At 66.5% G+C, this 12,175-nt stretch carries 10 protein-coding genes; 4 read left to right on the top strand and 6 right to left on the bottom strand.

Annotated elements, in window-relative coordinates:
- The first annotated feature begins 61 nt into the window (after nt 1-61).
- Nucleotides 62-1,267, top strand: a complete 1,206-nt coding sequence (gene glgA / locus HTS88_RS00700; RefSeq protein ID WP_343044855.1) for a glycogen synthase — start codon at nt 62-64, stop codon at nt 1,265-1,267.
- A gap of 93 nt (nt 1,268-1,360) precedes the next feature.
- Here the strand turns inward: glgA and HTS88_RS00695 are convergent, their stop codons facing one another.
- Together HTS88_RS00695 and HTS88_RS00690 are read right to left on the bottom strand one after the other, a co-directional pair.
- Nucleotides 1,361-3,469: an acyl-CoA dehydrogenase family protein gene (locus HTS88_RS00695; RefSeq protein WP_174174498.1), complete on the bottom strand. Its 2,109-nt coding sequence runs from the start codon at nt 3,467-3,469 to the stop codon at nt 1,361-1,363.
- A 95-nt stretch (nt 3,470-3,564) separates the two neighbouring features.
- Nucleotides 3,565-4,314, bottom strand: a complete 750-nt coding sequence (locus HTS88_RS00690; protein WP_246255886.1) for a TetR/AcrR family transcriptional regulator — start codon at nt 4,312-4,314, stop codon at nt 3,565-3,567.
- On the opposite strand from HTS88_RS00690, the gene HTS88_RS00685 reads away from it, so the two are divergent.
- Genes HTS88_RS00685 through HTS88_RS00675 form a run of 3 tightly spaced genes read left to right on the top strand, consistent with a single transcriptional unit; the run spans nt 4,313 to nt 7,932 of the window.
- On the top strand, nt 4,313-5,674 hold the full coding sequence (locus HTS88_RS00685; protein ID WP_174174496.1) for an acetyl-CoA C-acetyltransferase: 1,362 nt from the start codon (nt 4,313-4,315) through the stop codon (nt 5,672-5,674). The two genes, HTS88_RS00690 and HTS88_RS00685, sit on opposite strands and share 2 nt — an antisense overlap.
- 9 nt (nt 5,675-5,683) lie before the next feature.
- The gene (locus HTS88_RS00680) at nt 5,684-7,024 is read left to right on the top strand and encodes a 3-oxoacyl-ACP reductase (RefSeq protein ID WP_174174494.1); all 1,341 of its coding nucleotides are present in this window, start codon (nt 5,684-5,686) and stop codon (nt 7,022-7,024) included.
- Nucleotides 7,021-7,932 (top strand): MaoC family dehydratase, encoded by a 912-nt coding sequence (locus tag HTS88_RS00675; protein ID WP_174174492.1) that lies wholly within the window; start codon nt 7,021-7,023, stop codon nt 7,930-7,932. Before HTS88_RS00680 ends, HTS88_RS00675 begins: the two co-directional genes overlap by 4 nt.
- Here the strand turns inward: HTS88_RS00675 and HTS88_RS00670 are convergent.
- The 4 genes from HTS88_RS00670 to HTS88_RS00655 all read right to left on the bottom strand — a co-directional run bounded on the left by HTS88_RS00670 (nt 7,929) and on the right by HTS88_RS00655 (nt 12,125).
- Nucleotides 7,929-9,047, bottom strand: coding sequence for an FUSC family protein (locus HTS88_RS00670; protein WP_246255866.1), 1,119 nt, complete (start codon nt 9,045-9,047; stop codon nt 7,929-7,931). The two genes, HTS88_RS00675 and HTS88_RS00670, sit on opposite strands and share 4 nt — an antisense overlap.
- Before the next feature lie 80 nt (nt 9,048-9,127).
- Complete coding sequence (locus HTS88_RS00665; RefSeq protein WP_174174489.1) at nt 9,128-10,237, bottom strand: serine hydrolase domain-containing protein; 1,110 nt, start codon at nt 10,235-10,237, stop codon at nt 9,128-9,130.
- 40 nt (nt 10,238-10,277) lie between these two features.
- On the bottom strand, nt 10,278-11,375 hold the full coding sequence (locus HTS88_RS00660; protein ID WP_174174487.1) for a glutathione S-transferase family protein: 1,098 nt from the start codon (nt 11,373-11,375) through the stop codon (nt 10,278-10,280).
- Between the two features lie 9 nt (nt 11,376-11,384).
- Nucleotides 11,385-12,125 (bottom strand): M50 family metallopeptidase, encoded by a 741-nt coding sequence (locus HTS88_RS00655; RefSeq protein ID WP_174174485.1) that lies wholly within the window; start codon nt 12,123-12,125, stop codon nt 11,385-11,387.
- Between the last annotated feature and the right edge of the window lie 50 nt (nt 12,126-12,175).

Here is a 12,175-nt window from a genome sequence, read left to right as displayed (position 1 = left end):
CCGGTACGCCCGGACCCCTTCACACTAGAACAGTTAAGCGGGAAGGACTACCTTGGGTCTTGTGCGAATAGACATTGTGACCAAAGAGTTCCCGCCGGAGATCTACGGTGGCGCCGGAGTCCACGTGGCCGAATTGAGCAGGGTGCTTAGTAAGCATGTTGACCTGCAGGTTCGTGCTTTTGGGGCTCCCCGCGATACCGACTATCATGGCGCCACCGTAACGTCCTACCAGGTGCCGGAGGACCTTGGCGGAGCCAACGCCGCGGTCCAGACCCTCGGTGTGGACCTGCGGATTGTGCCGGACGTGGAAGGCGCGGACCTGGTCCATTCGCACACCTGGTACGCCAACATGGCAGGGCACCTGGCATCCCTGCTGCACGGTATCCCGCATGTCCTGAGCGCCCACAGCCTGGAGCCGCTGCGGCCCTGGAAGGCGGAGCAGCTCGGTGGCGGGTACGCGCTCTCGTCCTGGGTGGAGAAGACGGCGTACGAGGCGGCGGCAGCCATCATCGCGGTGTCGGAGGGCATGCGCCAGGACATCCTGCGCAGCTACCCGGACGTCGATTCCGCAAAGGTCCGGGTGGTCCACAACGGCATCGATGTCGACATGTGGCAACGTGACGAAAATGACGACGCCGTCCGCGCCCTGGGCATTGACCCCGCGAAGCCCAGCGTGGTCTTTGTGGGCAGGAACACGCGCCAGAAGGGCGTCCCCTACCTCCTCCGCGCAGCGGCCAAGCTGCCGGCCGATGTTCAGCTGGTCCTGTGCCTGGGCGCCGCTGACACTCCCGAACTGGCTGCCGAAACGGCACGGCTTATTGAGGAACTGCAAAGCCAGCGGACCGGCGTGGTGCTCATCGAGCGGATGCTGCCGCGCCACGAGCTCATCCAGGTGCTCAGCCACGCGACTGCCTTCGCCTGCCCCTCCATCTACGAGCCGCTGGGCATCGTCAACCTGGAGGCCATGGCCTGCGGCGCAGCGGTGGTTGCCAGCGCCACCGGCGGAATTCCGGAGGTTGTGGAGCACGGCCAGACCGGCCTCCTGGTTGACCTCGAGCAGGTCACCGACGGCACCGGAACGCCCCTCGATCCTGAAAAATTCGTGACCGAGTTCGCGGCAGCCCTCACCGAGGTGGTCTCCGACCCGGAGCGCGCCCGCGCCATGGGCAAGGCGGGCCGGCTGCGTGCCGAGAAGCACTTCTCCTGGGAATCCATCACGGAAACCACGCTCGAGGTGTACCGCTCCGTGCTTCCGGCCCGGAGCTAGCGAAGCTATGTGAAGGACGCTTCATGACGACGACGGCGCCGCTTCCCCCTCGAGGGGAGCGGCGCCGTCGTCGTTCATGGCGCCAGGGGACGGTCAGTTCCGCTTGGCCGCGGCGGTCCTGGCGAGCAGCACCTTCTCGTCCACCGGTGCCTGGCCGCTGGCCCGCTGGCTGCGGAAGTAGGCCCGCGCCTCGTCCTGCCGTTCCTTCTCGGCGCCCGTGGCCACGGCTGCGCGCACATGGTCATCGCCGTAACCGAACGCTTCCACGAGGTCCAGGGCGTGCGGCCGGATCTTCACCAGCAGCCTGTTGATGTACTCGCCCACCGTGCGGCCCCGCTGCATGGAGAGACGCCCGTTCATGAGATACCAGGACAGGTTCTTCTCGATCAGCGACAGGCCGAAAAGGTCCCGCAGCCAGGTCAGGACCAGCCTGGTCCCGGGATCCTCAACCTCGCGGAGCGCGTCCGTGAAGGCCTCCCACTGCAGGAGCTCGGCGTGCGCCTGCGCGGCGTCGATGAGCTCGTTCTGGTGCCGGTTGAAGAGCGCGGCGCCCTTCTCCTGGGAGAGCCGGTTGCTGCCCCGGAGCGAGCCCGCCGCCTCCGCCACCATGGTCTGCACCCGGTCAGTGAGCAGCGCACGCTGGCCCTCCTCGTCGCGGAGGGCGATGGCCGCCCGCTGCACCGAACCGGTGTCGGCCATGAACTGGGCAACCTGGCGCAGGCCCGTCCGGTGGATCGCGGCGCCCGTGGCCTGGCCCACCACGTAGCGGGCCAGGACTCCGAAGTCCACGTTCCGGAACTCCTTGGCGTAATCAGCCAGGAGGCGCTTGGCCACCAGCTGCAGCAGTACCGTGTTGTCACCCTCGAACGTGGCGTAGACGTCCAGGTCTGCCCGCAATGACGCGAAGCGGTTTTCGATCAGGAAGCCGGCGCCGCCGCAGGCTTCCCGGCATTCCTGCAGCGTGTCCAGCGCGTGCCAGGTGCTCAGGGCCTTCAGGGCGGCAGCCAGGGTTTCCAGGTCCTGGCGGTCCTCGTCCGTGTCGTGGGCGCCGGAGAAGACGTCGTCGAATTTCTCCAGCAGCTGTTCGTGGGCGAACCCGGCGGCATAGGTGGTTGCAAGCCGCGTGAACAGGCGCCGCTGGTGCCGCTGGTAGTCGAGAAGGACTTCCTCGTCGGTGTGTGAGGAGGCATTGAACTGGCGGCGTTCCGTGGCGTAGCCGACGGCCGCCTTCAGAGCCACTTTGGATGCCGCCACCGCAGCGCCGTCCAGCGATACCCGTCCCTGGACCAGGGTGCCGAGCATGGTGAAGAACCGGCGGCCGGGGCTGGCAATGGGCGACGAATAGGTTCCGTCAGGAGCAACGTCGCCGTAGCGGTTGAGGAGGTTTGTCCGGGGGATCCGGACGTTGGTGAAGTGCAGCCGGCCGTTGTCAATGCCGTTGAGCCCGCCCTTGATGCCGTCGTCCTCGCCTCCGATTCCCGGCAGGAACTTCTTGGTCTGCGGATCCCTGAGGTCCACGTAGAAGGCATGGACGCCATGGTTTACTCCGCGGGTGACCAGCTGTGCGAACACCACGGCGCCCAGTCCGTCGGTGGCTGCATTGCCGATGTAATCCTTCCAGGCGGCGCGGAAGGGGGTGTGCACCACGAATTCCTCCGTGGACGGGTCATAGGTGGCGGTGGTCGCAATGCTGGCCACGTCCGAGCCGTGTCCCGTTTCGGTCATGGCGAAGCAGCCGGGAATGTCCAGGTTCATGATGCCCGGAAGCCACCTGGCGTGGTGTCCGGCAGTACCGAGGTGCATGACGGCAGAGCCGAAAAGTCCCCACTGTACCCCGGCCTTGATCTGGAGTGAGGGATCGGCCACCACCAGCTCCTCGAAGCCGGCGATGTTGCCGCCGTGGTCGTCGGAACCGCCCAGCGCTTCCGGGAAGGCGCGGTGGACGGCTTCATTCTCCACCAGGTACCGCAACTGTCCGAACACCCGTTTCCGGTGCTCGGTGTGCGTCAGGCCCTCGATCTTGTGGAGCTCGGGGCGGGCTGCAAGCTCCCGGGCCTGGAGCCGGACGTCGGCCCATTTGCCCAGCAGTTGCCGGCCCAGTGCTTCCACGTCGACGGCGGGCTGGGCCCGGGACGGGCCAGTCGCCGGTTTGGCGGCGGGGCGCTGCCCCTTGCCGGCTGGACGGTCCACTACTTCAGTCATGTCAATGTCCTTCGTTGGTGCTGACAGTGCTTGTGGTTACGGGTAGTTGGTTACATTGGCTGCGGGTCGTGTCTTGCCTGGCGGGCAGTGTGGGGTCATCCGCGTGCCGAGGTTGAGAGTTCGGGGGCGATGCCTACGCACAGCCAGGCTGTGATCTGCCGTGCCATCGCCTCCTGGCCGGGCTTGGCAGGGGAGTCCGGAGTGCTCAGCCATTGTTCCCCGGCGTTACGCACCATTCCGATAGCCGCCTTGGGCCAGTAGCCGATCACTGCCTGCTTGCCGTCGCCCAGGTGAGATCTCATGGGGGTGGCGATCATGTCGGCCACGGCGTCAAAGAAATGTCCGAGCGCCCCGGACACTGCGCCCGAGGAAACCTCCGGGTCGCCGCTGCCGTACCGGGTGACGAACGTGTAGACGTTCGGGCTGGTGTCCGCCATCTGGAGGTAGGCGGAGACCATGGCCAGGAGGCCTTCGCGCGGAGTGTCCGCGTTCTGGGCGGCTTCCTGGATCCGGCGCTGCATCTGGCTCAGGACAACTTCGCCTACGGCCTGCTGAAGCCCGGCCTTGTCACCGAAATAGCGGTAGAAAACGGACTTCGAGGTGCCGGCTGCGGCAGCGATCTCTTCCATGGAGGCGTCGCTGCCCAGCACGTGCACTGCTCGCCGTGCAGACTTGATCAGCTCCCTGCGGCGTTCCTCCCGGTGGCTCTGCCAGCGCGAAGAGCGCCCGTCAGGGCTGCCGGGTGCAGGCGGCACAGCCGGGCCGTTGTCGTGGTTGTTCACGATACCCAGCGTATCAGGTACGCTGGGTATCGGTAACCGCACGTGACCCGAGGAGATATCCATGTCCATTGACGGACAGTCCACCGCTGGACCCGAAGAAGCAGGCAGCCCGACTGCAGGAACCCCTGGCCTCCGCAAGGCAGTGATCGTCGGAGGAAACCGGATTCCGTTTGCCCGCGCCGGCAGTGCCTACGCAAAGTCCTCCAACCTGGACATGCTGACCGCGGCACTGGACGGGCTCATCGCCCGGTTCGGACTGCAGGATGAGCGCATCGGGGAAGTGGCCGCCGGTGCGGTCCTCAAGCACTCCAGGGACTTCAATCTCACCCGTGAAGCCGTGCTGGGCTCCGCGCTCTCCGCCGAGACCCCAGCCTACGACCTGCAGCAGGCCTGTGCCACCGGCCTGGAGACCGTGGTGGGCCTGGCGAACAAGATCAAGCTGGGACAGATCGACTCAGCAGTGGCCGGCGGCGTGGATTCCGCTTCGGATGCTCCCGTGGTGGTCAGCGAGGGCCTTCGCGAAGTGATCCTGGACCTCAGCCGGGCAAAGACGCTGCCGCAGCGGCTGCAGATCCTCGGCCGGCTGCGGCCCAAGGACCTGGCCCCGCTGGCTCCCGGGACGGCCGAGCCCCGAACCGGCCTGTCCATGGGGGAGCACCAGGCCCTCACCACGGCACAGTGGAAGATTTCGCGTGAGGCCCAGGACGAGCTGGCCTACAACAGCCACCGGAACCTCGCGGCCGCCTACCAGGCCGGGTTCTTCGATGACCTCATTACGCCGTACCGGGGCCTGGCGCGCGACGGCAACCTCCGCGCCGATACGTCGCTCGAAAAGCTCGCTACCCTCAAGCCGGTCTTCGGCAAGAACCTCGGTGCCGACGCCACCATGACGGCCGGCAACTCCACGCCGCTGACGGACGGGGCCTCAACGGTCCTGCTGGCTTCCGAGTCCTGGGCAGACGCCCATGACCTGCCCAAGCTCGCGGCAGTGGTAGATGCCGAGGCTGCCGCCGTCGACTTTGTCCACGGCAAAGACGGCCTGCTCATGGCTCCCGTGTTCGCCGTGCCCAGGCTGCTGGCCCGGCAAGGCCTCACGCTTGCTGACATCGACTACTTCGAGATCCACGAAGCCTTTGCCGCCACGGTCCTCAGCACTCTGGCGGCCTGGGAGGACGAGGAATTCGGCCGGACCCGTCTTGGCCTGGACGGCGCCTTGGGCAGCGTCGACCGTTCGCGCCTGAACGTCAACGGCTCGTCCCTGGCCGCCGGCCATCCTTTCGCCGCCACCGGCGGCCGGATTGTGGCTTCGCTGGCCAAGCAGCTCCACGCCAAAGGCAGGACGGACGGACGGCCCGCACGGGGCCTGGTCTCCGTCTGCGCCGCCGGCGGCCAGGGCGTCGTCGCCATTCTCGAATCGCTGTAGGGGACACAGATGACAGACAAGTACGCACAACTGGTACACCACGGCGTGGGCAGGAACGTTGCCAAAAAGCTCGGACTGCCCCAGCCCGCGGCTCTCCGCAGGTACCAGCCCGGGCAGCCCTTGATCACAGGCCCCGTCCTGGTGCAGGGAAATAGCGCCGACGCCGACAACCTGGCTGCCGAACTGCTCTCCTGGGACCTCGATGTCAGGCGGCACGCGGTACCCCGGGAAAAACTGGGTGCCATCATCCTGGCACTGGACGAAGTGGCCAGCCCCGGCGATCTGGAAAAGCCCATCCTCACGGCAGCTGCCTCGCTGCGGGACCTCGCCCCGGGCGGCCGGGTGGTCACGGTGTCCCGGCCGGCGTCAGAGGCAGATTCCCCCGCCGCTGCGGCTGCCCGCCAGGGGATCGACGGGTTCCTGCGTTCGCTGGCGAAGGAACTGCGCGGGGGCGCCACCGGCAACGGCATAGTTCTCCGGCAAGGAGTCCAGGCAACAAGCGCAAGTTCCCTGGCCGCCCTCCGGTTCTTCCTTTCGGGCCGTTCCGCCTTCGTGGACGGGCAGTTCATCACCGTGTCCAGCGCCTCCGGTGAGCCCGCCCGCGACGTTGACCAGCCACTGGCAGGCAAGATTGCCGTTGTGACCGGAGCAGCCCGCGGCATCGGCGCAGCCATTGCACGCACCCTGCACCGTGACGGCGCAACGCTCATCCTTGTCGACGTTCCGGCAGCCGGTGACCAGCTGGCAGCCGTGGCGAACGAGGTCCGGGGGACAGCCCTGCAGCTGGACATCAGCAGGGACGACGCCGGGCAGCGGATCATCGGGCACGCGGCACAGCGCCACGGTCGTCTGGACATCATGGTCCACAATGCAGGCATCACCCGGGACAAGCTGCTCGCCAACATGGACCACTCGAAGTGGAGCTCGGTGATCGGCATCAACATCACCGCGCAGCTCAGGATCAACGAAGCGCTGCTTGCATCCGAACACTTCCGGGAATCACCACGTATTGTGTCTGTTGCTTCCACCAGCGGCATCGCCGGCAACAGGGGGCAGACCAACTACGCGGCGTCCAAGGCAGGGGTAATGGGAATGGTCAGGGCCAGTGCTCCGCTCCTGGCAGCGCACGGGGGAAGCATCAATGCGGTGGCCCCGGGCTTCATCGAAACCGAGATGACGGCACGGATCCCCTTCGCCGTCAGGGAGATCGGGCGGCGGCTGAATTCGCTGCAGCAGGGCGGCAGGCCAACGGACGTTGCGGAAACCATCGCGTTCCTGGCAAGCGACGCCGCCGCGGGAATCAACGGGGAGGTCCTGCGGGTATGCGGGCAGAACATGGTGGGGGCATGACTTCCGCCCAGCCGGTCATTCTGGGGGAGATGCCGTCGCTGTCCAAACTGTACGTCAATGCCGCAGCGCAGGCCGCCCGCCGCAGGCTTTTGGGCGCCCATGACGGAACCGCCCTGCCGGCTGAAAGCCATGAAGTGCGGGGCGTCGCCGTCGACGTTGCCACCCTGACCGCGTACCAGCACCTGATCGGGGAAACAGCCAGCGACGTGCTGCCCGCCGGGTTTATCCACGCCCTCGCCTTTCCTTTGGCCATGAGCGTGATGAACAGGGACGATTTTCCCTTGCCGTTGCTCGGTATGATCCACCTTCGGAACAGTGTGGAGCAGCGGATTCCCGTACTTTTCACGGACGCCCTGGATATCACCGCCAGGGTGGAGAACCTGCGTGGGCATCGTTCAGGCACACAGGTGGACGTGATCGCCGAGGTGCGCCGGGCAGGAACAGCCGAGGTCTGCTGGCTGGGAATCTCCACCTACCTTGCCAAGGGAGTCTTCCTCCCGGGCATCGACAAGCCGTCCCCGGCTCCCGACCGGGCCGACTTCAAGGCGCCGGATCCCACGGCCCTCTGGCACCTCGGTGTTGATACCGGCCGTGCCTACGCCGCAGTATCCGGCGACTTCAATCCCATTCACTTGAGCGTGCTCTCCGCCAAGGCACTGGGAATGCGGCGGTCCATCGCGCACGGCATGTACCTTGCCTCGAGGGCGCTCGCTGACGTAGGCCCGTCCCGTGGTGATTCCTTCGCCTGGGACGTGGACTTTGACGCCCCGGTGTTCCTTCCCTGCAGGGTCGCGTTGGAGATTACAACAGTGGAGGGTTCTGCCGGGGCGTGGGGCCGGTCCGACTTCGTGGCCTGGAATTCCCGCTCCGGCCGGCGCCATTTCCACGGTTCAGTGCGCGCCCTTTAGGCAGCTGTCCGGACAGCCCGCAGGATCCGGTGGAGGCTCAGGAGGACCGATTCGGACGCCGGAACCATCCCCTGGTCCGGCTGCCTCCCGGCGGTGGCAGCGAGGCAGGCTTCCACCGCCGTCCTGGCCTCCTTGAGCTTCTCTTCCTGTGTGGCCGGGTCATCTTCGCTGAACGAGCGCAGAAGATCCCCGGCTGACTTCAGGGCGTCAGCCAGCGGGGCGTTGTCCTGCAGCGGCACCCCATACGGCACGTCGCTCTCGTAAATGACATCCGACAAGACGTCCGTAATGTCCTGGATGTGGAAGGTCACCCGCTCCAGTTCGCGCAGGTTGCGGTAATCGAGGTCAACGTCACGCGGGTGGAGCTTGCGCCGCGGGTTTGCCCGGCGGCTGGCGTCGGCCTCCTTGACAAGGTGCCGGACGGAGCGGGCAGCGGCCGAGAGCTCGTCCGAACGGCGCGACCAGTCCTCGTGCTTGGGCGGCCACTCTTCCAGGAGCGCCTTGCCCATGTCCGTGAGCTGTTTGCCGAGGGCGATGCGCAAATCGTCCAGGCTGGCTGCCGCGGCATTGAAGTGCAGCGGTGGAAAGATCAGGAAATTGACGCCGATTCCCACCGCCACTCCCACACCCATCTGCAGGAGGTAGCCGAACGAAAAATCGTCCGGGTTGCTGCCGCCGACCAGCAGGACCAGCAGCGCCGCCGTCGGAATCCAGTCACTGCCCTTGCCAATTCCCGGAAGGCCGCCCAGCAGCACGCCAATGCCCATGATCAGTGCCACGGCAAGGGGCGACGGATCGGTCACGTTGACCAGCACGAACGCAAGGCCGATGCCCATGGCGAGTCCGGCGAGGGCCTGCATGCCCTGCTTAACCGAACCGGCAACATTGTGGTACATGGCCACCAGCGCGCCGAGTGGTGCGTAGTAGGGATAGTTGGCAGCCGCGCCCGGCATCAGGGGTGCGATCAGGAACGCCACTCCGGCGGCAACTGCCGCTTTTGCCGCCAGCTGGAGCCGCTGTGTTGCAAAGGCCGCAGACAAGCCCGATACCGCCTGTTTGAGGAAAACGGTCCCCCTGGCCCAGCGGGCGTCCGGGCGTATTTTAGGCTTGGTCATCCGCACAACGTTACGGGCGACCTACGGCTGTGGACAAAGCTGCTGGTCAGGCGTCCGCGGCGGCACGGGCGCAGGACGGTTCAGGACAAATCCGCCGCCGATCGGCGTACTTCAGCGGCCAGGCGGTGTGCACGGCCAGGTGTCCGGCCGTCCTCCTGCCGCTGCGGGATGTAACCGAAGCCCAGGCCATAGACCGGGTCCGCGAACCCGAGGGCGGCGTTGGCCCCCTCATGCCCGAACGCACGGTGGCTGCCGAAGTTGCGCGACGGGTGCGGTTTCATGAACACAACGGCGAACGCGTTGTCCAGCCCGGAGGAGCGGTCAAGCCCCCACGCCTGTTCCCGGGACATGAGGTCGACTGTCGCTGCGTTGAGGAACGGTGTCCCTCCGTTGGTGCCCGTGGTGGCCGCGGCGTAGAGGCGGGCCAGGCCTTCAGCGGTTCCCACCCCTCCGGCCGCGGACATTCCTGCGGCCCGGACAGCGCGGATGTTGGGGAGTTCCATGATGGTGCTTACGGGGGCGTTGCTGTTCAGGCCTTCAAGGCTGAGCGGATCCAGCCAGGGCTGTTCCGGGCCGGCCGAGTAGAGGACGTTCCGGTAGCGGGATTCCTGTTCGGCCGGGAGTCCGAGGAAAAAGTCGACGCCGAACGGACGCCGGATCCGCCGCTCGTACACCTCCTGCAGCGTTTCTCCGGCAGTGCGGCGGCACAGTTCCTCCATGATGATCCCGATGGTGAGCGCGTGGTAGCCGAACTGCCTGCCGGGCTCCCAGGCCGGGGCCGCTGCGGCGAGCCGGGCGGCGGCGGCCGGAGTGGTGAACTCGTCCAGGGGGAAGCCGCCTTCAACCCCCATAAGCCCGGCCTGGTGGGACAAGGCCTGCCGGACCAGGAGCCGGTCCTTTCCATGTACGCCGAACTCCGGCCAGTAGTGGGCCACGGTTTGGTCCAGGTGCAGCAGTCCGTCCTGCACCAGCAGTCCGATCACCATGGCGGCCACCCCCTTGGAGCAGGAGTACGCCCCTGTCACGGAGTCCGGAGCCATCTCCGGCCCCCCGGACAGCCCGACCACCTGGACACCGTCCCTGTACGCGGCCAGCTGCGCGCTGTACTTCGGGTCATCGCGAAGAAATGAGTCGAACAGTTCAAGGACACCGCCATATCCGGGCGCCACAAAGCCGTGTGATGTCTGCATGGCGCAAGTCTAGCCGGAAAGCGCTTACCGCATGCTGCCCCTACGATTCCGGAGCAGCCCCGTGGCCGGACTCCACTTCCTCGCCCTTCCTGACTGGTCCGGGCGGCGTGCCGTCTCCAAAGGGACGGCCGCCAAGTGCTTCCCGGCCGTGGGCTTCCAGCCAGCCACACAGGTCCGGGCCCGCAGGAACGATGCCTGTGGGGTTGATGTCCTCATGGACGATGTAATAGTGCTGCTTGATCTGCACGAAGTCGATGGTGTCCCCAAAGCCCGGGGTCTGGAAGAGATCCCGGGCGTAGCCCCAGAGGGCGGGCAGTTCGTTGAGTTTCTGGCGGTTGCACTTGAAGTGGCCGTGGTAAACGGCGTCGAAGCGTGCCAGCGTGGTGAACAGCCGGACATCCGCTTCCGTGATGGTGTCGCCCACAAGGTAGCGCTGCCCCGAGAGCCGGTCTTCCAGCCAGTCAAGTGCCGACCACAGCCGGGCGTAGGCGGCGTCGTAGGCTTCCTGGGAGCCAGCAAAGCCGCAGCGGTATACCCCGTTGTTGACCTCGGTGAACACACGCTTGTTGACCTGGTCGATCTCCTCCCGCAGAGTCTCCGGGTACAGGTCCGGCGCCCCCGGCCGGTGGAACTCCGTCCACTCAGTCGCGAAGTCCAGGGTGATTTGGGGGAAATCGTTGGTCACCACGGCGCCGCTGGCCACGTCCACGATTGCCGGGACGGTAATGCCCCGCGGGTAGCCAGGGAAACGTGTGAAGTAGGCATCCTGGAGCCTTTCGATACCCAGGACCGGGTCCACGCCCCCCGGATCGAGGTCAAAGGTCCACGACCGCGCATCATGGGTGGGGCCGGGCTGTCCCAGGGAAATGGCGTCCTCCAGTCCAAGCAGGCGCCGGACGATGACAGTCCTGTTGGCCCAGGGGCAGGCACGTGCGGCGATCAGCCGGTAGCGGCCCGCCTCCACGGGCCAGCCGGGCTCGCCATTGCTGCCCGGGGAGCCATCTTTGGTGATGCGGTCCTCGATGTAGTTGGTATCACGGTTGAATTCCGCTCCACCGGTGACATAGGCGCCGCGGGTACTGTGCTCTGCGCCGCCCACCACGGTGGCCTGCTGGGTGGTGTCCGTTTCCTGGCTCATGGGACCAGCCTATGCTCCCGCATACAGGACTGTGGAGATGGGCTGCCAGGCCCACAGCCAGGAGCCCGCCACCAAGGCCGCGAAAAGGATGATCCAGACGCCTGAGGGGACTGAGGTAGCGCGCCACAGCAGGTAGGCGTCAGAGCTGGCCAGCCGTTCCCGCCGGCGCAGGTGAAGGTGTGCCAGCTTGATCAGGTCGCGCACGGCGGCCACCAGCAGAGCCACCCCCAGGATGACGGCCACATGCCCTACGAATGCCTCCGGTACCAGAAGGATCAGGAGCACCGACGCTGACATCGCGGTGACGGTTATGAGGATGCCCGCAAGATTGCGCAGGAACAGCAGCGAGGCAGCCAGGGCCAGGCTGCCGGCCATGATGGCGGCCGGACCCCAGCCGTTGAACCCGCACCAGACAAAGGTAGCACCCACGATTGCCGGGACCGGATACCCCCAAAAGCAGGACCATGCACTGGCGAGCCTGCTGCGGCTATAGGTTGTGGTGGTGCCTGAATGGTCGAGGCGGAGCCGGATGCCTGACAGCCGCTGGCCGCTGATTAGTGCAGCGACCGCGTGCCCCATCTCGTGTGTTGCCGTGGCCAGCAGGCCGAAATACCTCCACGACCGGCGCGGGACTGACAGGGCTGCAGCTACCACCAGGGCCAGTACCAGCTCGGTAAGAGTCACGCTCGGGGCGTCTGCGCGGCTGAAGGCGTCCAGCAGTCTGTTCCAGGGGTCGCCGGATATGTTCATCAGGACCAGGTGCCGGCCGGGTCATCGTGTGCCATACGCGCCACAGTACC

Source organism: Pseudarthrobacter oxydans (assembly GCF_013314975.1).
Classification (GTDB): Bacteria; Actinomycetota; Actinomycetes; order Actinomycetales; family Micrococcaceae; genus Arthrobacter; species Arthrobacter oxydans.
Note: the sequence above shows the minus strand (reverse complement) of the source record. Positions and strands in the feature narration are given on the sequence as shown.